21 protein-coding genes and 1 pseudogene are annotated in these 21,215 nt (G+C 63.9%); 5 read left to right on the forward strand and 17 right to left on the reverse strand.

Going from position 1 to position 21,215, the window contains the following annotated elements; genetic code table 11:
* The first annotated feature begins 48 nt into the window (after window positions 1-48).
* Window positions 49-921 carry a LysR family transcriptional regulator gene (locus QE385_RS00945; protein ID WP_307098157.1) on the forward strand — a complete coding sequence of 291 codons (873 nt, stop codon included), beginning with the start codon at window positions 49-51 and terminating at the stop codon, window positions 919-921.
* A 244-nt stretch (window positions 922-1,165) separates the two neighbouring features.
* Here the strand turns inward: QE385_RS00945 and QE385_RS00950 are convergent, their stop codons facing one another.
* A complete protein-coding gene (locus tag QE385_RS00950; protein ID WP_307098159.1) occupies window positions 1,166-1,798 on the reverse strand; it encodes a glutathione S-transferase N-terminal domain-containing protein in 633 nt (210 codons plus the stop codon).
* 166 nt (window positions 1,799-1,964) lie between these two features.
* Between QE385_RS00950 and QE385_RS00955 the strand changes: the two genes are divergently transcribed.
* Window positions 1,965-2,273, forward strand: coding sequence for a helix-turn-helix domain-containing protein (locus QE385_RS00955; protein WP_307098161.1), 309 nt, complete (start codon window positions 1,965-1,967; stop codon window positions 2,271-2,273).
* A 135-nt stretch (window positions 2,274-2,408) separates the two neighbouring features.
* Here QE385_RS00955 and QE385_RS00960 read toward each other — a convergent pair whose 3' ends face one another.
* A complete protein-coding gene (locus QE385_RS00960) occupies window positions 2,409-3,005 on the reverse strand; it encodes a hypothetical protein (RefSeq protein WP_307098163.1) in 597 nt (198 codons plus the stop codon).
* 85 nt (window positions 3,006-3,090) lie between these two features.
* On the opposite strand from QE385_RS00960, the gene QE385_RS00965 reads away from it, so the two are divergent.
* Window positions 3,091-3,768, forward strand: coding sequence for a YafY family protein (locus QE385_RS00965; RefSeq protein ID WP_307098165.1), 678 nt, complete (start codon window positions 3,091-3,093; stop codon window positions 3,766-3,768).
* Between the two features lie 310 nt (window positions 3,769-4,078).
* On the opposite strand, the gene QE385_RS19830 is transcribed toward QE385_RS00965, so the two are convergent.
* The 10 genes from QE385_RS19830 to QE385_RS01010 form a co-directional block, all read right to left on the reverse strand.
* Window positions 4,079-4,285 (reverse strand): TonB-dependent receptor domain-containing protein, encoded by a 207-nt coding sequence (locus QE385_RS19830; RefSeq protein WP_373424603.1) that lies wholly within the window; start codon window positions 4,283-4,285, stop codon window positions 4,079-4,081.
* Window positions 4,286-4,348: 63 nt separating this feature from the next.
* A complete protein-coding gene (locus tag QE385_RS00970) occupies window positions 4,349-4,594 on the reverse strand; it encodes a hypothetical protein (protein ID WP_307098167.1) in 246 nt (81 codons plus the stop codon).
* Window positions 4,595-4,608: 14 nt separating this feature from the next.
* The gene (locus QE385_RS00975) at window positions 4,609-5,442 is read right to left on the reverse strand and encodes a Pnap_2097 family protein (RefSeq protein ID WP_307098169.1); all 834 of its coding nucleotides are present in this window, start codon (window positions 5,440-5,442) and stop codon (window positions 4,609-4,611) included.
* Window positions 5,439-6,722 carry an MSMEG_0569 family flavin-dependent oxidoreductase gene (locus tag QE385_RS00980; protein WP_307098171.1) on the reverse strand — a complete coding sequence of 428 codons (1,284 nt, stop codon included), beginning with the start codon at window positions 6,720-6,722 and terminating at the stop codon, window positions 5,439-5,441. The genes QE385_RS00975 and QE385_RS00980 overlap by 4 nt, the downstream gene beginning before the upstream one ends.
* Window positions 6,723-6,735: 13 nt before the next feature.
* A complete protein-coding gene (locus QE385_RS00985) occupies window positions 6,736-7,023 on the reverse strand; it encodes an MSMEG_0570 family nitrogen starvation response protein (protein ID WP_307098173.1) in 288 nt (95 codons plus the stop codon).
* Window positions 7,016-7,996, reverse strand: a complete 981-nt coding sequence (locus tag QE385_RS00990) for a sll0787 family AIR synthase-like protein (protein ID WP_307098175.1) — start codon at window positions 7,994-7,996, stop codon at window positions 7,016-7,018. Before QE385_RS00990 ends, QE385_RS00985 begins: the two co-directional genes overlap by 8 nt.
* Window positions 7,993-8,532, reverse strand: a complete 540-nt coding sequence (locus QE385_RS00995; RefSeq protein WP_307104500.1) for an MSMEG_0567/Sll0786 family nitrogen starvation N-acetyltransferase — start codon at window positions 8,530-8,532, stop codon at window positions 7,993-7,995. The genes QE385_RS00990 and QE385_RS00995 overlap by 4 nt, the downstream gene beginning before the upstream one ends.
* A complete protein-coding gene (locus tag QE385_RS01000; RefSeq protein ID WP_307098177.1) occupies window positions 8,532-9,641 on the reverse strand; it encodes an MSMEG_0568 family radical SAM protein in 1,110 nt (369 codons plus the stop codon). Before QE385_RS01000 ends, QE385_RS00995 begins: the two co-directional genes overlap by 1 nt.
* Window positions 9,589-10,626, reverse strand: coding sequence for a Nit6803 family nitrilase (locus QE385_RS01005; protein ID WP_307098180.1), 1,038 nt, complete (start codon window positions 10,624-10,626; stop codon window positions 9,589-9,591). Before QE385_RS01005 ends, QE385_RS01000 begins: the two co-directional genes overlap by 53 nt.
* 14 nt (window positions 10,627-10,640) lie before the next feature.
* Window positions 10,641-11,123: an MSMEG_0572/Sll0783 family nitrogen starvation response protein gene (locus QE385_RS01010; protein WP_307098182.1), complete on the reverse strand. Its 483-nt coding sequence runs from the start codon at window positions 11,121-11,123 to the stop codon at window positions 10,641-10,643.
* A 329-nt stretch (window positions 11,124-11,452) separates the two neighbouring features.
* On the opposite strand from QE385_RS01010, the gene QE385_RS01015 reads away from it, so the two are divergent.
* Both QE385_RS01015 and QE385_RS01020 read left to right on the forward strand, forming a co-directional pair.
* Entirely contained in the window at window positions 11,453-12,835 is a 1,383-nt protein-coding gene (locus QE385_RS01015) for a PLP-dependent aminotransferase family protein (protein ID WP_307098184.1), read from the forward strand.
* 29 nt (window positions 12,836-12,864) lie between these two features.
* Window positions 12,865-13,272, forward strand: a complete 408-nt coding sequence (locus tag QE385_RS01020; RefSeq protein ID WP_307098187.1) for a transposase domain-containing protein — start codon at window positions 12,865-12,867, stop codon at window positions 13,270-13,272.
* 231 nt (window positions 13,273-13,503) lie between these two features.
* Here the strand turns inward: QE385_RS01020 and QE385_RS01025 are convergent.
* From QE385_RS01025 to QE385_RS01045, 5 genes and pseudogenes are all read right to left on the reverse strand, one after another.
* Window positions 13,504-14,711 (reverse strand): IS3-like element ISGbe2 family transposase gene (locus tag QE385_RS01025; RefSeq protein ID WP_307098189.1). Its coding sequence is split into 2 segments (ribosomal slippage): window positions 13,504-14,387 and window positions 14,387-14,711, totalling 1,209 coding nucleotides; the frame shifts between segments, so codons are not numbered across the junction.
* Window positions 14,712-14,773: 62 nt separating this feature from the next.
* Window positions 14,774-15,269, reverse strand: a pseudogene (locus tag QE385_RS01030) (IS5 family transposase); the annotation flags it as partial.
* A gap of 63 nt (window positions 15,270-15,332) precedes the next feature.
* A complete protein-coding gene (locus tag QE385_RS01035; RefSeq protein ID WP_307098191.1) occupies window positions 15,333-16,607 on the reverse strand; it encodes a S41 family peptidase in 1,275 nt (424 codons plus the stop codon).
* A gap of 79 nt (window positions 16,608-16,686) precedes the next feature.
* Window positions 16,687-19,335, reverse strand: coding sequence for a TonB-dependent siderophore receptor (locus QE385_RS01040; protein ID WP_307098194.1), 2,649 nt, complete (start codon window positions 19,333-19,335; stop codon window positions 16,687-16,689).
* Between the two features lie 62 nt (window positions 19,336-19,397).
* Complete coding sequence (locus QE385_RS01045; protein ID WP_307098196.1) at window positions 19,398-21,200, reverse strand: ABC transporter ATP-binding protein/permease; 1,803 nt, start codon at window positions 21,198-21,200, stop codon at window positions 19,398-19,400.
* Between the last annotated feature and the right edge of the window lie 15 nt (window positions 21,201-21,215).

A 21,215-nucleotide genomic window follows, 5' to 3' on the forward strand; every position in this document is an offset into this window, starting at 1 on the left:
GCGCGGAAATCCGATGTTTTCGCACCTCTCATGTGTAAAAACGCACACATGCTCGATTGGAAAGACGTCCATGCCTTCGCCATACTCGCCCGCGCCGGGAGCCTTTCAGCGGCCGCCCGTATATTGGGCGTCGATCATGTGACCGTTGGTCGTCGCATCGCGTCGCTGGAACAAAGCCTTGGCGTGACATTGGTCGAGCGTCTTCCTCGCCGTATCGGCCTGACCTCCCATGGCGAGGATATCGCTGCGCTGGCATCAAAGATGGAGGAGGTAAGTCATGCCATCGAACGGTGCGCGCGCGGTCGTTCGGAGGCGACGGTCGTTTCTGTCAGGATCACCGCACCCCCCGCCGTCGCAGCACGCCTGATCGCTCCGCGGATCGCCGGTTTCCACCAGATGCATCGGAACGTCATTCCCATCCTGGCCGGCGTATCGCATCATTCTGCCCTGGATCGAGGCGAGGCGGATGTCGCCGTACGCCTCGCACGGCCCAGAGACCCGGACCTTGTCACCAAACTGATCGGCGTCATGCGTTTTGGATTATATGCCACGCCCGAGATTGCTGTGAAGCCAGCCTCGGAATGGACCTTCATCGGCTACGATGCCGCCCTCGAACATACCACCCAGCAAGTCTGGCTGCGATCTCTGCTGGCGGGGCGCCCCATTGTCTTTCAAGCGAGCGACTTGTTTGGTCAAGTGGAAGCGGCGCGAGCGGGCTTGGGGGCGGTCGTACTGCCGCGCTTCATGGGTGATCCCGATCCAACCCTGGTTCCGCTGCGGCCGGACACACCGCCCCCGACCCTGGATATGTGGTTAGCGACCTATCCTGACCTGCGACGCTCTCATGCCGTCCGAGCAGTGATGGACTTCCTGTCCGATGCGATAGGAGCCGCGTGTTGCATTACCGCCGGGCAAGCATGAACGACATCCAGCAGAATAGCCGTCATTTGCTGCTACGCACGTCCAGCAAGGGCCAAACCGCTTAGCGTACATTTGTGCCCGTTCAATGTACCGCCCATCAGGCCGTCTCACGGCAGGGAATAGTTGTTTGCCGTCGTTGTCAAAACGAACGGCACGCGAGACGCTGTGGGCGCTCCCGGAATCGATGCTGATTTGGGAAATACCAGCTTCGTCGGGCGGGCGATCATATAGCTCGATTTGACCGTTATCGTAGCCCCTCGATGTCGAGTGCTCGGCGAACGGCGGGACGTGTTCTGACGCGCAGATACCAAGCCCTCAGATAGTTCAACGTGTCGAAATGGATGTCTGCCCGGTAGGTCGGCTCCAACCATTCCGCCTGGCCCCATTGCACCAGGGAATACAGGTAAGCATCCGCAACCGTGAAGAATGCGCCCATGAGATAGTCGTTTTCGGCAAGGACGTTGTCGAGCCATGCAAAGCGCTCTTCGAGCTTGGGTTTGGCGGTTCCGGTGCCGTATGTTCCGGCGAGACGCGCATAGAGTAGCGGAATGAAGCCTTTGTGGATTTCGGACGTCAGAAAGTTCAGCCATTCCTGCAACCGATAGCGCTCCATCGTGCCGTTCGCGGGAGCAAGGCCGAGCTCCGGCTTGAGGTCGGCGAGATATTGAAGGATCGCCGCACCCTCACGGAGATGCGTGCCGTCGTCCAATTCCAGAAGCGGCACATAGCCGAACGGGCTGAGTTCGAGGAAGTCACGGCCATCATCGGCTCGGTGCGTCTTGTGGTCGACCTGCACCAGGTCGGCGGTAATCCCGAGTTCGCCGAGAATGATATGCGGCGCGAGCGAACAGGCGGCGGGCATGTAGTACAGCTTCACGAAACAGCTCCTTGGAGTGTCGGGCCCATGGTCATCGGTTTTCCAAGATTGACGTGGCCGCGCCATTTTTTGAAGAAGGCAGCATTATGTGGCGTAGCAACAGATTTTATACCGACAGTTCGAGCCGATGAAGCAAAGTGCAACGGGATGCTCGGTGGAAGAGGCCATGCGGCTTCTGGGCGGGCGCTGGCGCTTGCTGATCGTTTCCTATCTGATCGATGGTCCAAAGCGGTTCAGTGAGCTGCGCCGCTGCATTCCTGCCATTTCGCAACGGATGTTGACCCTCGACCTGCGGGCGTTGGAGGAGGCGGGCTTCGTCGAGCGAACTGTGTTTCCGACCGTGCCAGTAACCGTCCAATATGCCTTGACCGAAGAGGGCACGCTCCTTGAACCCGTGGTCGAAGTCATGCGCACATTCGGACTTTGGCTCAAGGCACGGGGTACTCGCCATGAGGCCGCCCCCACGGCGAAATAGCGGGGCTGGCTGTTTTCAACCGAGAAGGTCGCGCTAGACCCAGCGGAGCTTTCCCGGTTGGGAACGGCCAGCGAGACGGTTGGTGCATCCCCATCGGGATCGAATATCGGGAAAGCCGGGTCTCAACCAACCGGCTCAAAGGATCGTGCCGAACTCCATGCTGACCGGCTCAATCATGGAGAGGAAGTGGTCACAGTCCGCATTACCAACCCAACCGGCGCAGATCGCTTCGGCACGATCCCGGTCACTGGCGAAGGCCAGATCGATGAACGTGCCATCCTGCAACTTCACGAGGTGTTGGCGCCGCCACCCTGGTTGGTGCCCCAGATGACGGGACACCATCGCCTCATAGGCGGCTAGCATGGAGATTTCTTCGACACCGGGCTTCAGCCGGAAGCGACCAAGCTCGATGCCGCTCCCCGCCACGACCGGCTGCGGGTCGAGGGGCGGGGCGATGTAGTGAGCCATGCTCGCGACCGTCGCTACCGAGCCACGAAAGTCGGCAAATTCAACGGCGTTCCCGACCATTTGCGCTGCCACACGTGCGCTATGGTGATCGGTCCATGCAACCAGATCGGCCCGTGCGTTCGCATCGTCCACACCTTTGAAAGGCGTCCAGGCGATGAAACCGGGTTGGCTGGCGAGCAGCGCCCTTGCGTCGTCGCGAACCGTGTCTGCCTGGTCCGCATCCTTGGTCTTGTAGGTGACGATCTCGTAGCAAATTGCGGTCATGATGTTCCCTGACGGTGACGTTCGTGAGACCGCGAGATACAAGATGCCCCTGACAGTTTCCGTCAGGATGGAACGACACTCACCCATGCGCTCACTACGGCTTTTCGCCCTCCTCGATCACCTGCGTGGACGGTCAGCCCCGATCTCGGCGGACACGCTTGCCGAAATGCTCGGCGTGTCGGTGCGGACCATCTACCGCGACATGGTGACGTTGCAGGCCATGGGCGCGCCGGTCCGCGGTGAACCGGGCGTCGGATACCAGCTCGAACGAGGCTATTTTCTGCCGCCCCTGCATCTGGATCACGATGAGATGGATGCGGTCATGCTGGGAATGCGGCTGATCGCGGCGCGGAGCGATGCGCCGCTGGCTGCCGCCGCGCGGCGTGCATCGACCAAATTTGCCGCGTCGATGGAACCAGCCCGGCAAGCGACTTACTCGAACCTTCCGCTGCGCGCGGTGTCGAAGCAGACATCGGAAAGCGAGGGCGCAAAGACCCATCTAACACTGTTGCGGGATGCCATACGCCGACATTTGGTCCTCCGCATCGCCTATGTCGACCTCTCGGATAAGGAGAGCGAGCGCACCGTACGGCCGCTCGGGCTGACCCTGTTCGACTCAGCCTGGCTCCTTACCGGTTGGTGTGAAGCCAGAAATGCTTTCCGCAATTTCCGGGTCGACCGGATCGCTTCCATCAGCGGCACTGGCACCACCTTCCGGCCTGAAAAGGGGCAGCGCTTCGAGGATTATCTGAAGACGCTATGACGTTCCGGGCCAGCCTGGAGGCCTCTATCGATTGGGAACGACCGGCGAGATGGCCAAGGCATTCCGATTGGGATGGTATTTCGAGACAGGCGGGAAATCGCCGGTGATCCTTCCGTCATGTTACTTTCGCTGACTGCACGGCCTACAATTCAATCGCCAGCGTCGCCGAAGCCGTACGCGGCGCACCGGGATAGTCCGTGGTCAGGGCTACGAGCTGCTCGATATAGAAGCGGTTCGTGATGTTCGGAACGATGACGCCTAGCCGGTAACGATCCGCGATCCTGTGGCCTGCCGTAAGATCGAAGCGGGTTTAGCCGGAAATAAAGTGGCTGTCCTGAAGGTTGCCTGCGCGACGCCCGACATACGTTACGCCGCCACCCGGTATAAGCCCTGCGACTGCCCCACGGCGAACATGATAGGTCGTCCAAAGATTGCCGCTCCATCGCGGTATGCCGCGCAGGCGATTGCCGACTGCCAGAACGGTGTCACGCGTCACTTCCGCGTCAAGGAATCCCACGCCAGCCCGGCAGGATCTCGCCGATCAGGTCTATCTCGGCGCCGCGCGAACGCTGTTGCCCGGTCACCACCACGGAGCCGTCATTGACGGGGTCGGCGGTACTGACGTTGTTCTTGACGATGTCGAACCGTCGCGAACGACGCGCGAACCGGTCACGACGATGTCGTCGCTGCCAGCCGTGGCGGCGGCGGGCGCCTCTCCCTGCAAATCGGACGACGCGAGCGGCGGGGGCGGTGCCGCTGCATCGGTTTCGATCGCAGGCGGAATGACGGTCTGCGCGATCGCCGCCTGCGCCAGACTGAGCGCCAATACACTGCAGCCGATCAGCGCCGCAATCCGCGTTCCGCGAAACTCACCGCCAGCAGCGCGCCGTCGATCGTCCGGCGCAGTTCGATCCAGTGCGACATGCTGTCGCCCTCCGACCGCGTGCCGCACAACAGCACGGTCACCGTGTCCCCCAGTTCGATGTTGCCAAGGAAGAAGGTTCGACGCGACCGGGTGGTGACGATTGGATCGGCTTGGTGGAACCAGTGCCATTCCGCCCGGTCGGCCAGGGCAGCATAGCTCGCGAAATAGAGGAAATCGGCGCCGTTGAAATCCTCATGCGGATTGGGATCGATCACGCACGACGCCAGTTCCTGACGATCCTTGCGCTGGAACGGCCCGATCCAATCCCATGTCGCCGGCCGGAATGGAACATGGGTGTGCGCGGGTGGCAGCAGGTGGCAGGGGCGCGCGACCAAGCCGCGCGCTGCCGACCGGTTGCGTCCCTTGTGGCGTCGTCCGACGAAGGCGCTGTCCAAGGTCAGTCGGCCGACGACCTCTTTCGCGGTCGATACCGTCACGATGCTGCGGAACCGGGTGCGACCGGTGCGCGACAGATGTGTGTCGAAGGTCAGTAGGTCGTGTTCGCCGACCCGGTCGAGCCTTCCCTCCGCCAGCTGCGTTTCGGTGAACGCGGCATAAAGCCGCGCACCGGTCGCGTCGCGGAAATCGGGCCGGTCGAGGCCGTGCGCGGTGGCCAGTGCGAGCCAGTGGCGATGGCCGGCCGCCTTCCACAGCCATGTTTCCGACAATCCGCCGCGACACATTTCGGGCATGCCGATGCGGATGCTGTCCGTTGCGACCGGGCGGATCGCCGGTAGGATCGCGGTCATGCGACGGCGCTCATCCGGGCAGCGGGGGCAAGGGTAGCGGCGATATGGTCGACGATGTGCCGCGCATCGCGCCCGACCGCATGGAATCGGCCCGATCCCCAGCTGTTCAGCCATGGCAGGCCGATGAAATACAAGCCGTGCTCCGACGATATGCCGCGACGATGATCGGGATAGCCGCGATCGTCGAACACCGGCACGTCGATGAACGAGAAATCCATGCGGAACCCGGTGCACCAGATGACGCTGCCAATCCCTTCGGCCGCAAAGTCGAGCGACAGCGGCTCCTCGGATGGCGACCAGCATGGGACATAGGGTTCCTCGGTCGGCGCGGGGATGCCAGCGCGTTCGATATAGGCGTCGATGGTCGCGCGAATGCGGTTGTACGTCGCATCGGCCTGGTCGAGATGCTCGGACAGGTCGGGCCGGAACCGGACCACGTCCCCGTCGACCCCGGCGAGCATGCCGTACAGTTTCATGCCCTGCGTCGCGAATTTCCGCAGGTCGATCTCGCGCCCGCCGTCGCGGCCAGTCAGATAATGGTTCTCGTTCTGGCGGACCTTCTCGCTCATCGGGTGGTCTTCGATGGGCAGGTCGTAATGACCCATCTCCTCCAGCCATTCGGTCGAATCCCGCCCGCGATAGCGGCGCGGCGCACGCGGCGCGTCGCCGACCGCCAGATGCACCTGCCGCCCGGCAAGGTGCAGGTCTTCGGCGATCTGGCATCCCGATTGTCCGGACCCGACCACCAGCACGGCACCGGCGGGCAGGGCATCCGGATTGCGGTAGTCGAGCGACTGGATCTGCGTCACGCGGGCGGGCATGGCCATGCCGACGCGCGGAATGACCGGAATATGATAGCCGCTAATCGCGATGACGACCTGATCCGCCGTATAGCTGCCGTCCGTCGTTTCGACCGCGTACCGCGCGCCGTCGCGCGCGATACGCGTCACCGCCACGCCTTCGCGGATCGGCGGCTTCACCCGCTCTGCATAGGCTTCGATAAAGGCGACGATCTCGTCCTTGACCATGAAGCCGTGGGGATCGGTGCCGCCATGCTCGACGGCATAGTCATATCCCGGCAGCCGGCAGTGGTGATTGGGCGTCACCAGGCAGAAACTGTCCCATCGTTCCGAGCGCCAGCTATGGCCGATGCGGTTCTTCTCGATGATCAGGTGATCGATCCCCTGCTGGCCGAGCAGATAGCTGAGCGACAATCCGCCTTGGCCGCCCCCGACGATCAGGACGGGGACATGGCGTTGCGCCGTAGCGGTGGCGGTCATGATGGGTTCCTCCTCAGGATTCGAAGCGTTCGATGTGGACGGTGGCACCGGGGATGCCGGCGAAGCGGCGGCCGGCCTCGCGGATCCGGTCCGCCTGATGCATGGCATGACCGCAGCCCATGCCGTAGCGCGCGCGGACCCGCTCGCTCGCCTCCTCCAGCGCCGCCGTCGCAGCGCGGACGAAATCGGCGAGCGGATAGTCCGTCTCCGCCGTCAGCCGTTCGGCGACGATGGTGGAGGGGGAGTAGCAGCGTTCCACCTGCCCATCGGGCCAGCGGACGACGAAGCGCATCTCAGGCATCGGTACGAACCTCCTGCATGGGGGCGCAGCCGATAAAGGGTTGCGCAAAGTCCCAGACGGTTGCTGTGGCACCGGCATGGCCGATGACGGCACGGGCATCGGCGGTGAAGTGGCCTGCCACGGCGGCGGCGATGTCGCGCGCGGCGAAGGCAGTAAGGACGTCGGTGGTATCGGCCGGCGCGACCGCCAGCACGAAACCGAAGCTGGGAAAGGCGGTCAGCCAGCGCTCCAGCGTCACGCCGTCGGGGCGGGGCACACAGTCGAGGTCGATCGCGAACCCGACCAGCGACGTTTCGGCCAGCATCATCGCGGTTCCGACCACGCCCGCCATGCTGATGTCCTTGCCCGCGCGCAGCAAGTTTCGCCCGGCGAGCATCGGCAGCAGCGCGAGGTCCCCGCGCAACCGGCCGGCGTCGGCGGTACCGGTGCTGGCATCCCACCATGGAAAGGGATCGCGGAACCGCCCGCGCAGATCGGTGACGACGATCAGCGCGTCGCCCGGCCGTGCGTCGAAGCTGGTCACCGGATGGTCCGCTTCGCCCAGCACGGCCACCGCCAGTTGCGGCGAATCAGCCTTCAGGTTGCTATGACCGCCGACCACGGGCACGCCGTAGCGCGTCGCGGCGTCGCGCATCCCGCCAAGGATTTCGGCGGCCTGCGCCTCGCCGGCGCTCCACAGCGCGTCCACCACCGCGATCGCCCGTCCACCCATCGCCGCGACGTCGCTCAGATTGACCATCACCCCGCAATAGCCAGCGAACCACGGGTCGCCGGCGACGAAATCGGCGACGAACCCTTCGATCGCGAACAGCAGGTTGCCGTCGGCGTGGCGGATGACGGCAGTATCGTCCCCCACAGCTGCGTCGCCGTGCGCGTCCATGCGCAGCCGTGCCACGACCGGCGCGATGTCGCATTTATGCGCGACGCCCCGACTGTCGCGGATGAGCCGGGCAAGCCGTTCCGCCTCACTCATGCCGCACGCCGCCCGGTGTGGAAGCCGGTGCCGCCGTCGCCGATCGGTGGATACCAGTCCAGGTCGGCTTGCATCAGCAAATGGTCGCGCCCGTGCAACGATACCGTATCCAGCCGTGCCCAATGCATCCGGCGGAACAGCAACTCGTTCTGTGGCTGGACATGCGCGAGGAAGCGAACGCAGCCCATCGCATGCGCGCTGGAAACCGCCAGCCGGATGAGTGCCGGGCCGATCGTCCCGATCCGTCGATGGCTGGCCGCGACCGCCAGCCGCGATCCCCACCAGATGCCGGGTTCTGGCTGGTGCAGGCGCACCGTGCCGATCACCTCGTCCGGTTCGCCCGCCAGCGTCGACAACGCGACGATCGCGATCGCCTGCGCATCGACGGCATCCCGATCGTCGCGTTCGAACACGCGCTGTTCCGCACAGAACACCTGTCGACGCAGCGCGAACGCGCCAGCCGTCTCCCACGGCTGGCGGGCAAAGCGCACGATATAATCGCTGGCGAGGAACGGGCGCGGCACCGCGATCTCCATCACGCCGCCTCCCGCGCGGGCAGCAGCTTTTCGAAGGTTGACAGCGCCGAACACGCCCCGCACCGCGCGCACCCGGCCTTGACGTCCTCGGCAGCGAGACCGCCCTCGCGCAGCATCCGCGCTAGCGGCTGCAACACCGACGCCATGAACGCTGGATCGGGGGAGGGATGGCCTTCCAGCGGCGTGCCGGAAATCGGGACGAACGGCACGATGAACGGATAGACGCCCAGCGCGATCAACCGCGCGGAAATGTCGAGCAGCGTCTCGCGCGTGTCGCCCAGCCCGGCAAGGATATAGGTCGACACCTGTCCGCGCCCGAACACCGGCACGGCGGCGGCAAAGGCGGTCATGTAGCGTTCGACCGGAACGCTGGCTTTTCCCGGCATGATCCGTTGGCGCAGTTCCGGCGTCACGACCTCCAGATGCATGCCTAGGGTATCGATGCCGGCATCGCGCATCCGGGCGAACCACGCATCGTCGTCGGGGGGCTCGCACTGGCCCTGGATCGGCAGCGCGACCGCCGCCTTCACCGCCGCGGCACTGTCGCACAGGACCGCCGCGCCGCGATCGGTCGCGTTCGGCGTGCCGGTGGTCATCACCATGTGGCGTACCCGGTCCAGCTCGACCGCCGCCCGCGCGACCTCGGCCAGCTGTGCCGGCGTCTTGTGCGCGATCGTGCGCCCGGCGGCGAGCGACTGCCCGATCGCACAGAACTGGCACGTCTTGGTGCGGCTCTGATAGCGGATGCACGTTTGCAGGATCGTCGTGGCCAGCACGTCTCGGCCGTGCAGCGTCGCGATATGCGAATAGGGAATGCCGTCCGCCGTCGCTCGGTCGTAGAAGCGCGGCCGGGGCGGGAAGTTCAACGATCCGACCCGGCGTTCGTCGCACGTTACCTCGACCCGGCCATCGGCATCCGGCGCGCTCGCCTGAAACGGGCTGTCGAAGGCGGGGGCGGTATGAACCGGCACCATCACCGTGACGCCATCGATCGTCACCGCCTTGTGATCCGACGGACCCGCGCCGCCGCGTCGGCTGGCGACGCCGGCCTTGGGATCAGCCAGCCGGATCCCGTGCGATTGCAGCTTGGCGATCATCGTGGCCGTCATGGTGCTGGGCGTCGATGGCATGCGGGGTCTCCCGTTCATGAAGGGCGGCAGGGCAGGTGCGCTGGATGGCGGGCTTGGGTCGGTCGTCGAGGTGCAGCGACAGCAGTTCGGGCCGCGCATAATGGCCGACGGAATCCATCATGCGCTTGCGCTTGGTGACCAGCGCCAGGTCGCAATCGGCGATCAGCAATCCTTCGCCCGTGGTCAGCGGCGGCACGACATGCTGCCCCTCCGGCGAAATGATCGCGGTATAACATCCGCCCGAAATCGCGCGGCGATGGGCTTCGTCGGGCGCGATGGCGGCACGTTGTTCGTCGCTCAGCCAGCCGGTGGCATTGACCACGAAACAGGCGCCTTCGGCGGCATGATGTCGGATCGCGGCCTCGATCTGGTCGCTGAAGATATCGCCGACCATCGACCCGGGAAATTGGCTGGCATGGATTTCCTCGCCATCCGCCATCAACGCATAGCGGGCGAGGGGATTGTAATGCTCCCAGCACGCCAGCGCGCCGACCCGGCCGACCGCGGTATCCACGGCCCGCAGCCCCGATCCGTCCCCCTGACCCCAGATCATCCGTTCGTGATAGGTCGGGGTGATCTTGCGGCGCTTGAGCGCGAGCGTGCCGTCGCGGTCGAAGATCAGTTGCGTGTTATATAGGGTGCCGCCGTCGCGTTCGTTGACGCCGACGACCAGCACCATCGCATGGGTCCGCGCGGCGGCGGCCAATGCCTGCGTGATCGGTCCCGGCACGACGACCGCCTCGTCGTACAGCGCCAGATGCTTGGCCCCCATGCGATAGGGCGGGTCGATGAACGAGAAATAGGGATAATAGGGCAGGAAGGTCTCTGGAAAGACCATCAGGCCCACACCCTTTTCCCCCGCCTCGCCGATCACGTTCAGAACGCGCTCCAGCGTACCGCCCGCGCGGTCGAGCACCGGCGCGATCTGCACGGCGGCGACCCGAACCATCCGGCGCTCGTCCATCGCCCCGCCCATCGTCACAGCGTCCAGGTATCGAGGATGAAGGCATTGTCCTTGCGGTGCAGCAGCACGAGGTCGAGCACGTCCTGCGGTGCGATCGGCGTGATGCCGGGGATCAGCGACGGCTCGCCATGGCCGTACAGCGCCTGCAGGGCGAAACGGCAGGCATAGACCTTGCCGCCTTCCTTCATGAATTTTTCGATCTGGTTGTTGACGGCCATGTGTCCGGGAAAGGCTTCGTCGCCCAGCGTCGGAAAGCCACGCTGGATGCCCAGCGTCACGCCGGGACCATAGAGCAGCACGCTGGTTTCGAACCCCTTGCGCTGCAACCGGGTCGCCTGCAGCATGTTCACCAGGCCGATCGATCCTTCGAACGCGACCGTGTGGAATGTCACCAGCGCCTTTTCGCCGGGATCGGCCTTTACGTCCTCGAACACCTTCTGTTCGTAATCGACGAAGAAATCGCCCTTCTGATGCGGCGCTTTGGTAACGGTCGGCATGTCTACCACCTCTTTCGTGCTGCGATGCAATGCATGAAATGACAGGATGGCATGCGAGTCAATGACCGGAAAAAATCCGCCATAGATAATGTAGTCAATTATATACTGCTGCGCGTCAGAGCGGTGGAAAATAGCGGCAATCTGATGTGAATCTAGCGAATTCGGAAGCCGTGACGGCAGTAACGCAATATGGCCTTCCAGAAAAATGCGGTCAATGTGGCAAAAAGTGGCAAATGACTGCATAGGATTAATCAAATACATTCAATAGGAACGACGGGCCGATTGACTGCATCGTCGATACTGGTAGGCATTGCGGGAAGGAGAGCGGGATGGCAGCGCAGCATTGGACCCCGGATCTGGCACGGTTCGGAAAGCCGCATTATCGCGCCATTGCCGACGCCATTGCCGACGACGTTCGTCATGGCCGGCTTCGCGTGGGGGACCGGCTGCCGCCGCAGCGCGATCTGGCAGAACGGCTGGGGCTCAATTTCACCACCGTCGCCCGCGGCTATATCGAGGCGCAGCGGCGCGGATCGGTTGCATCCCGCGTGGGGCAGGGCACGTTCGTCGCCGGCCAGTCGCAGCGCCCGCATGTCGCGGCCCGCCCTTCGGTCGTCGATCTGACGATGAACGTCCCGCCCGAACCCGAGGAACGCGCGCTGCTCGATCGGATGCAGGCTGGCTTTCAGAAAGTGACGCGCGACCTGCCCACGCTGCTGCGCTATCAGGGGTTTGGCGGCACCTATATCCAGCGCGAGGCCGCGACCCGGTTCCTGCGCCCGCGTGGCGTAGTGGTGGAGCCGGAGCGGCTGGTGATCTGTCCCGGCACCCATGTCGCGTTTCAGGCGGTGTTGCAGTCGCTGACCCAGCCGGGCGATACGATGTTGTGCGAGGCGCTGACCTATCCCGCGATCCGCACCATCGCGCAGCGCATGGGGCTCAAACTGGTCGGTGTGCCGATCGATGGCGAGGGGATCGATCCCAATGCCTTCGAGGCATTGTGCCGCGAACATGCGCCCAAGGTGCTGTACCTCAATCCTACCTTGCTGAACCCCACCACCGCGACCATGCCGGAGGAGCGTCGGCTGCGCACCATTGCGGTCGCACGGGCGCACGACGTCACGATCCTGGAGGATGACGCCTATAGTGCGTTGTTCCGCCGTCCGCCGCCGGCCTTCGTGACGCTGGCGCCCGACATCACTTTCCACGTCGCCAGCTTGTCGAAATGCGTAGGGGCGGGGTTGCGGATCGCCTATCTGGTCGCGCCCGACCAACGCCGGCTCTGGCCGGTGACCGGCTATCTGCGCACCACTTGCGTCATGGCGTCGCCGATGACGACCGCGCTGTCGACACTGTGGATCGAAGACGGGACCGCGACCGCTGTGGTGGAGGCGGTTCGCCGCGAAACGGCGGCGCGGCAGAAGATCGCGGCACAGGCGCTGGCTGGCCTCATGCACCGGACCGACCCGCATGCCTTCCACCTCTGGCTGTCGCTACCCGAACCGTGGCAGCGATCGGCCTTTGCCGCGAAGATGCGGACGTCGGACCTCAGCATTGTGGTCAGTGACGCCTTCACCGTGGCGGGCGACCCCGAGCAGGCGGTACGCATATCGCTGGGCGGGGTACTGAGCCGGGCTGAGTTGCGCACGTCGCTCGACTATCTGGTGCACGTCGTAGAGCACGAATGCGACAAGGACGTACGCGGCGTCTGAACGCGATCAACGCACGACGTGTATGATATTTGATACTGTCCGGACATGGGTCGGTAACCGCGCTCGACTTCTTCGCATGGGCCGACGGCGTGCTGGGCAAGGTGTCGTCGCGCACGCCGCTGGCCGAGGCGCTCCGTTATGCGGTCCGGCTCAAACCCGCGCTGCTCACCTATACCGAGAACGGGCAACTCGAGATTGACAACAACCTGGCCGAGAACGCCCTGCGTGGCATCGCGTTAGGCAGAAAAAACTGGATGTTCGCCGGCGCCGATTGCGATGGCGAGCGCGCTGCCGCCATGTACAGCCTGCTCGAAACCGCCAAGCTCAACGGCGTCAATCCGCAGCACTGGCTCGCCGACGTACTCGACCGGGTCGGGCGGGGTCACCCGATCAACCGGCTTGACGAGCTGATGCCGTGGGACTGGTGCCGCGAGTGAGATCCGATCGACCTGCATCACGCTGACGGAGTCGTTGCGAGCTTTAGTTCTCGCTGGCAGTCTGCCTTCGATGACCAACGTTGCCAAAGAGGACAATTGGAAACGGCGAACCCGTGGGTGCGCTGCCCTGCTCGTGGTGTTTATCCTGCTTCCGCTGCTCATCCTCAAAGGATGCCAGTGGCCAGATGCTCATCCATCTGACTGATCTGGCCCCCGTTTCACCGGACGGATTCAGGCGGTTGCAGAAACCAGTGCGCGATGTTCGCGCGGTGAACGCATTTTGAGCCCTGAATGGGGGTGGTTGTCGTTGTAGTCCTCGATCCATCCGGCAAGCGATGTCAACGCGGTGGGAGCATCAGGCAGCGGCGAGACGCGGACGTAATCGCGCTTGAGGGTATGAACGAAGGCCTCCGAGATGCCGTTGGACTGCGGGCTGCGAACGGGCGTGAAGCAGGGTTTGAGGCCCAGCTGCCGGGCAAAGGTGCGTGTTTCGCGGGCAGTATAGGCCGAGCCGTTATCGGACAGCATCTCGACCGGCACGGGCGCGCGCATACCGCCGAAGCGGGTTTCCACGGCTTCCAGCATGATGTCGCGCACGTCCGAGCCGCTGATGCCCGCATTGGCGATCGCGCGCCAGGCGATGATCTCGCGGTCATGGGCGTCGATGATGAAGGCGCCGCGCACGACCTCGCCGTTCCAGCAGGTGAACTCGAAGCCGTCCGAGCACCAGCGCAGGTTCGAGCGGATCGCCACCACGACGCCGTCATGGCCATAGTCGGCCCGCTCGGTGTAGCGCCGCGCCAGCAGCAGGCGGTCCGCGGCCATGATGCGATAGACGCGCTTGTGATTGACCGGCGCCAGTCCTTCGGCGCGTTGCTGTCGATTGAGGACTGCCGCGATGCGGCGGTAGCCGTAGGTGGGCCGCTGCGCGGCGATCTGGCGTATGCGGGGCAGCAGGTCCGCGTCGTCGGCCTTGGCGTACGGCCCGCGCGTCCGGGTGCGGCCGGTCAGGCGGTCGTACACCGTCGAGCGCCCGACCCCGAGCGTCTTGGCGACCAGGCTCACCGGATAGTCTCCGGCAACGGCGAGTGCATGAGCAAGCTCGCTTTTTTTGGGCGTGAGCGCTCCAGCGCCTCCTTCAGGATCTCGACCTCCAGCGTCTTGCGGCCGAGCTGGCGCTCCAGTTCGCGGATGCGGGTCTCCATCTCGCGGACCTGGCGATTGCTGGTCACGTCGTCGTCGCCGGCGACCGCGACGCTCCCGCCCTCCAGCATCAGCCGCCGCCAGCGGTACAGCAGGTTCGGCGCCACGCCGTTGCGGCGTGCCACCACCGATATGCTCTCGCGACCATCGAGCGTCTCCTCGACGATCCTCAGCTTCTCAGGCGTGCTCCAGTGACGGCGACGACCGCCGTCGGTGATGATTTCGGACACGGACATAAGCCTATGCTTAGGGGATAGCCCCAAGCCTCCTTCTTAGGCTTGAATCCGTCCGGTCGAAATGGGGGCCAGCTCAGCAGCGCTGCCGCGCAAGTGTAGTCGCTGACCTGGCCTGCTGTCATAAAGAAGCTCAACGGGCGTCCGTTCGTGTCGGCGACCGCATGGAGCTTGGTGTTCATGCCGCCCTTGGTGCGCCCGAGATCCCCTTTTTAACCCGCAGGCTCAATGCCGTGCGGTGCACCTTCAGGTAAAGCCTGCCCCGGCGAAGGCCGGGGTCGCGTCGATCATGACCGTCTTCGGCTCGGCGTCCGCCGGAGCCAAGCCCTCCATCATCCGCGTGAACACGCCTGCCTCACCCCAGCGCTTCCAACGGTTATATAACGTCTTGTGCGGGCCGTAGTCCTTGGGTGCCTCTCGCCAGCGCAGCCCGTTGCGATTGACGAATACGATACCACTCAGCACCCGACGATCGTCCACCCGAGGCTTACCATGGCTCTTCGAAAAGAACGGCCGCAGCCGCTCGATCTGCTCGTCCGTTAGCCAAAACAGGTCGCTCATCCCCGTCTCCTCGCGAAGCCTGAATCAGATCACGACGCTCACATTAATGGGTCCTGAACCTAGTCAGCCTTCGCTTTCCAAAATGATTGCCAGGGTGGTTTGCAACGCATCCAGCCCTAGCCGGTTTTCATGATCAGGAAGGACATGATGTTCATGGGCGTGACGGCCCGCGGCGTCGGTGAAATACACCGGATCCCAGGTCACGACCATCCCGGAATAGGGGAGGGCGATGAAGAGCAGCGAGCCCTGTCCCCGCGACTTGGAATGGTTGCCCGCCGATTGTTCTCCGACAATCTGCGCGATGCCAACCTGACGTGCCAGGATCGCCAATACTTCCGACGCGGAGCCCGTCACCTCATCGATCAGGATCCAGATCTTTCCGGCAAAGGGGCTTCGGCGGATGGTCGGCGAGAATGTCATCCAATGATTGTACGCGCCCGCGTCGAGCATGGCTTCGTCATCGGCGTCCAGCGCCGGGAGCATTCCCCGCCCGACCATCGTGGACAGGTCTATCCGAGGATAGCGGTCCATCGGATAAAAGGTCTCGGTGCACAGATGGACATGATCGCCCGCATCATACCGGGGAAATAGAACGAACCCGCTCAATTCGACCGGGGCGCTCAAATGCGGGCCGACCAGCATCCGTTCGACGAACGGGGTAAAGCCACCCGGATTACCCCGCACGTCGAAGATGAGATGCCCGAACGTCGCGATCGTCTGATAGAAATCGAACAGACGTTCTTCCAGCGCCGAATAGAAATCGGGATACTGGGCCATGTTCGGACCCATGTTGTCGATGGCGACGCGGGCGACCTTTCCCGCGATCGGAATATCGGTCGTCACCGTCGGGAGGCGACCATGCGATGGCCTTTCATACAGGCGCTGCCGGCTTTGGAGCGCAAGACAGCCGATCTCCTCGATGCGATCCGGTCCATCCTGTATCCCGGTGTAGAATTCAATCACCTCCGGTCGCTTCAGAAGATCGCCGACATAGGCATCATAGCCTCCTACCGCAGACCGGGTCCGCAGGAAGAATTCGAAGTAGAATTCCCGTGGCAGGACGCCGACGTTGCTCGGCATCGCGTGCCAGGACCGGCTGCCGGCTCGCTGGACACCCGGCGTGAAGATGAACCGGTCGAGAAGGGCGTGAAATTCGTGCGCGTCATAGGCTCGGTCCGCCGCGGCGATCGTCGCGGCGAGGGATTCCGCCTGCCGCACGATATCGACGCCGAACTTGCGACGCGCATGGTAGATCTGCGTGAAGCTCCGCCCCATTTCACGCAAGAGATGATCCAGATCGTATAGATGTCGTTCGTTCGCGGCGACCCGAGCCTTCATTCCAACCTGCCCCCCCCTGTGTCGATCAGCACCGTTCCGCCCCGCGTTCGTGGGGTCGGGGCGGAACAACCACTGCTCTTTAGAGCGACTTGCTCACCTCCAGCATGAAGCTGCGGCCATAGACGTTGAACAGCGATGCATTGTAACCGGGAAAGCCCTGCCAATTGTTGGACGGCGGCATCCGGTTGGCAACATTGTTCACGACACCGCTGACGTTCAGGCCTGCACCCAGGTCATATCGCGCGCTCAGGTTCACCAGCGTCCATCCGCTGTCCCATCCGGGTGTTCCATAGCTGGTCGAGGTCGGGCCTCCGACCAGCAGCGCATAGTTGGGCGAGGCGCCATAGCGGTTCACGAACACGGTCCCGCTGAACGGCCCACGGTCCAGTGTCACGCTGGCATTCAATATATCCTTGAAGATGCCGCCGTTATTGGGGTTCTTCAGCTGGTCGACGATCGGCGACACCGAGTCCGCCTGCGACTTGAACAGCAGCGTCCGATTGTAATTGGCGTCCAGACGGAATGTACCGATCGACGCCGCAGGCAGCGTATATTGCGCGGCGATCATCAGTGCCTGGGTCTGCTTGGTGGAGACGTTGAAGAAGCCGCGGGTGATGTCGGTCACGCGGCCCGTCGCGGGATCGCGCTTGACCAGCGACCGGGCATAGTCGCAGCTGGACAGGTACGAAACGTCGCGTCCTTCACGACAGGCGGCTTCGTCGAACAGGATGTTCGCGACCGTCAGCGCCCGCACCTCGTTGCGGATGGTGATGTTCATGAAATCCGCGCTCAGGCGAAGCGCCTTGGTCGGCGACCATATCGCGCCAACGGTCCAGGACCGAGCGGTCACGGGCTTCAGGTCAAGATTTCCCGACGAGGTGTTGCGCATGATGTAGCGACAACTGTTGGACGTTCTTGATACGCCCATCTGGTCGCACAGGTACAGGTCGTAATTGTTGCTGTTCCCGGTGCTTTGGCCGAGGAACAGATAGGACATGTCAGGCGCGCGGAACGCGGTGCCCATGCCGCCTCGGAACACCAGGCTGTCGACCGGATGCAGTTCCACTCCGCCCTTCCAGGTTGCCCGGCCGAGCGATTTCCCGACATAGGCATAACCGTCATAGCGCGCCGCGAAGCTGCCGCTCAGCCAGGGCAGTACAGGCAGCGCCAGTTCGCCAGCGATCCCGGCATGACGCCGAGACCCCAGCGAGGCCAGTTGCGCTCCCCCGAAATAGAGGCCCGCCTGATACCCAGCATCGGGGGTGTCGATCCATTTCTCGTCCCCGATCTCGCCCTGGATCGCGAGCCCCGCGCTGCCACCGGGTAGATCGAGCAGCGTGCTGTTGAAGACCTTGCCGAGAATCTGCTGTATCCGGTCGGAGGCGAGGCGCGTCTGAATGCCGGAAAAGCCGCGATACTCCTCGGGAGTCAACGGGACGAACACCTGCGCGATATTGCCGTATCGCTGCGTCAGATAGCTGGTCATCGTGGCCTGAACAGGCAGCAGCGTTTTCTGCTTCAGCCGCGAGTCCGATCGCGAGCCGTAAAAATCATATCGCCACCCGCCACGGGCCATCGACCCGCGCGCTCCGATGGCGACGTCATATTGGCGACCAAACTGGCGGGCGGCCGAAGTGGTCCAGTCGCCCATCTCCTCGGGTGCGATTTCGCGCGAGACAAGATAGGTCCGCCCCGACCCGGTATCGAGGAAGTTCTGCCAGACATAGACGGGACCGAAATTGGACACGGTGCGCGACAGCGTACCCGTCAGGTCGACATAGAGGACATGGTCGCCCGACAGCGGCTGGCTCAGGCTGAGATAGCCGCTCCCATTGCGCCGCGCGCTGTCGTAGGTGGCCAGCATGCTGCGCGTATAGTCGCTGCCACAATAGCGCGCCGCGCCTTCGGCGCGATACGTCATGGTGCCGCCGAACAACCCGGCCATCGCGGCGCATCCTGCGGTGCCCGGATCATAATAGCTGCTGGACGACAGACGGGCGAAGGCCTCGTCCTTGAAGGGGGAATAGGCGGTCCTGGCCCGATCGATGCCTAGAATGGCCTGGCGATCGTTAAATTCCCACCCAAAGGTCAGCGTGCCGCCGGTCGGCAGGGTAGCGCCGCCGGTCAGTTGCGCCCGGATGCCCCGGCCGCCGCCCTCGCTATAGCCCGAACCGCGCAACGATACCGTGGTCTTGTCGAGGCTGGTCTTCAGGATGATGTTGACGACCCCGGCGACCGCATCCGCGCCATAGATCGCGGACTGGGTTCCCGGCAGGATCTCGATCCGGTCCACCATGGCCATTGGAACATTCGCCAGATTGGCGAAATTTCCGGCGTCGCCCGAATTGTTGTTGAGCGGATAATTGGCGGTCGGCCGGCCGTTGACGAGCACCTTGGTATAGCTGGCCCCCAAGCCGAACAGATTGATCTGCTTGACCCCCTGCATGTTGCCGGTTCCCGGCGTGGAGTCCCGCATGGCCCCGGTCATGAAAGACTGGCTACGCAGCGCGTCGGAGACCTCGCCGAAACCCTTTTCCTGCATATCCTCGGCGGTGATGACCACCATTGGTCCAGCCGTTTCCTTGTCCGTGCCGGGCAGCAGCGAGCCGGTCACGACGATGTCCGAGCCACCTTCGCGCGTGTCGGCGCCGTCCCGCTTTTCCGGCACGGCTTGCGCCAGGGCGGCAACCGGGAACGATACGGCAAGCCCCGCGACGAGCAGACCCATGCGACCGAATTCATTGCAATATTTCATTGTCCTACACCCCCTGTTTTGGTGTTGAGTTTTCCTCAACGGGATGTTGCCGGCGCCTTTTTGAGCGTCTCGGACAACGTTTCCTGCGCTGCTGATGCCGGTACGACCGGCGCATCCCCGACGGGGGAAATGGTGAAAATCTGGTCGTGGAGCGCGATCACCGATCCCCGGTGCGCGACGCTGACGATGGTCAGGTCGGGCTGGGCGTCGCGCAGCCGCCGGTAGAGAAGCTCCTCGGTATCCTGGTCGAGCGCCGACGTGGTTTCATCGAGGAAGGCCAGCGACGGTCGGTGAAGGAAGAGCCGCGCGAAGGCCAGCCGCTGCTGCTCGCCCGGCGACAGACACTTCTGCCATGGTGCCATGTCGCGCAGCCGTTCGACGAGGCGAGGCAGCCGGGCCGAGACGAGGGCGGCGCGACAATCCCGGTCAGTAAAATCGTCCAGCGCCGCCGGATAGACGAGCGCGGCTTTCAGCGTGCCGCCTGGAACATATGGGCGCTGCGGGATGAACATCGCGGGTCCGGTGGGCAGTTCGATCTTGCCCCGTGCGTGCGGCCACAGCCCGGCAAGCGCGAGCAGAAAGGTCGATTTGCCGCATCCGGACGGCCCGCACACCACGCTTGACGAGCCGGGGCGGATGGTCAGCGAAACCGGATCGGTCAATGCGAGTCCCTCCGGCGTCACCAGTGTCAGGTCGCGAGTGCGGAGCATCTCGTCGCCACTGGCCTCGATGGTCAGGGCGCCGCCCCCCTCGGATCCCTTCGCCGCCCCGGCGCGGCCAGCGAGCAGTCCGTCGAATTCGCAGATGCGACGGCTTGTCGCGCGCAACTCGGCCAGTTCGCGATAGTTGAGGACGAACCAGGACAGCGCGATGCGGATTTGAAGACAGGCCTGCACCATCTGGGTCAGGTCTCCCAGCGTCATGTGCCCGCTGAAATAGCCGCCAGTGGCGATCAGATAGGGCAGTACCTGTCCGAACTGGTTGACGCTGTCGACGCCCAGCATGACCCGCTTGGTATCGCCGACCAACTTTTTCCAGTTTCCGCGAACCCGCGCGAATGCGGTGCCCAGCCGTGCGCTCTCGGCCTGCTCGCCCGCATAGAGCGCGATCGGTTCGGCATATTCGCGCACCCGGACCAGATCGAACCGATAATCCGCCTCATAGGCTTGCTGGCGATAGCGCGTCCGGTTCAGCGGTCGGCCGATCCATTCGACGATCGCGCTGCCGCCCAGCACGAACAGGATCATCACCCACAAGGCGAGGCCCGGTATCGCCACCGAATGCCCGCCCATGTCGAAGTGAAGCGCGCGCGATGCGGCCCACAGGACTACGCCAAGCGTAACGATGACCCCGAGCTGGCGATAAATCTCAAACCCGTATTCCAGCGCCTTTTCGGAGTAGAGGGCCAGATCCTGCGCGATGCGCTGGTCGGGGTTGTCGATCTGTCCGGCGCGCTCGATCCGGTAATAGCTCTTGTTTTCCAGCCAGCCGGCCAGGAACCGGTCGTTCAGCCACACCCGCCAGCGCATCTGCAGGATCATCCTGATCCAGATGGTGAAGGTATCGACCAGGACCGCGATCAGGCTGAGCCCGGCCACGAACAGAAGCTCGGACCAGAAGGCGTCGAGATTGCGGACGCCGATCGCGTCGTAGAGCCGCTTGTTCCACAACGAGAACTGCAACGTGCACCATACCGACCCGGAGCGGAGCGCGATGCTGGTTCCCAGCAGCAGCCATGCCCAGTATCGGTCGCGCGAAATCCAGTAGCCACCCAGCAACCGTAGCGCGGCGCGCATCGTCGGCTTCTGGATCGGCGCTGTCCCCAGTCGGTCGCTCATGGTCCCGCCCCCCGG

This window comes from Sphingomonas sp. SORGH_AS_0950 (genome assembly GCF_030818415.1).
Lineage (GTDB): Bacteria > Pseudomonadota > Alphaproteobacteria > Sphingomonadales > Sphingomonadaceae > Sphingomonas.

Coding starts and splice junctions, on each gene's coding strand:
- QE385_RS00990 (WP_307098175.1), bottom strand. CDS start 7,996: ATGAGTGAGGCGGAACGGCTTGCCCGGCTCATCCGCGACAGTCGGGGC.
- QE385_RS01040 (WP_307098194.1), bottom strand. CDS start 19,335: ATGGGTCTGCTCGTCGCGGGGCTTGCCGTATCGTTCCCGGTTGCCGCC.
- QE385_RS01005 (WP_307098180.1), bottom strand. CDS start 10,626: ATGGACGAGCGCCGGATGGTTCGGGTCGCCGCCGTGCAGATCGCGCCG.
- QE385_RS01015 (WP_307098184.1), top strand. CDS start 11,453: ATGGCAGCGCAGCATTGGACCCCGGATCTGGCACGGTTCGGAAAGCCG.
- QE385_RS00985 (WP_307098173.1), bottom strand. CDS start 7,023: ATGCCTGAGATGCGCTTCGTCGTCCGCTGGCCCGATGGGCAGGTGGAA.
- QE385_RS00945 (WP_307098157.1), top strand. CDS start 49: ATGCTCGATTGGAAAGACGTCCATGCCTTCGCCATACTCGCCCGCGCC.
- QE385_RS00980 (WP_307098171.1), bottom strand. CDS start 6,722: ATGACCGCCACCGCTACGGCGCAACGCCATGTCCCCGTCCTGATCGTC.
- QE385_RS01000 (WP_307098177.1), bottom strand. CDS start 9,641: ATGACGGCCACGATGATCGCCAAGCTGCAATCGCACGGGATCCGGCTG.
- QE385_RS00975 (WP_307098169.1), bottom strand. CDS start 5,442: ATGACCGCGATCCTACCGGCGATCCGCCCGGTCGCAACGGACAGCATC.
- QE385_RS00955 (WP_307098161.1), top strand. CDS start 1,965: ATGCGGCTTCTGGGCGGGCGCTGGCGCTTGCTGATCGTTTCCTATCTG.
- QE385_RS01010 (WP_307098182.1), bottom strand. CDS start 11,123: ATGCCGACCGTTACCAAAGCGCCGCATCAGAAGGGCGATTTCTTCGTC.
- QE385_RS00995 (WP_307104500.1), bottom strand. CDS start 8,532: ATGGAGATCGCGGTGCCGCGCCCGTTCCTCGCCAGCGATTATATCGTG.
- QE385_RS01045 (WP_307098196.1), bottom strand. CDS start 21,200: ATGAGCGACCGACTGGGGACAGCGCCGATCCAGAAGCCGACGATGCGC.
- QE385_RS00960 (WP_307098163.1), bottom strand. CDS start 3,005: ATGACCGCAATTTGCTACGAGATCGTCACCTACAAGACCAAGGATGCG.
- QE385_RS00965 (WP_307098165.1), top strand. CDS start 3,091: ATGCGCTCACTACGGCTTTTCGCCCTCCTCGATCACCTGCGTGGACGG.
- QE385_RS01035 (WP_307098191.1), bottom strand. CDS start 16,607: ATGAAGGCTCGGGTCGCCGCGAACGAACGACATCTATACGATCTGGAT.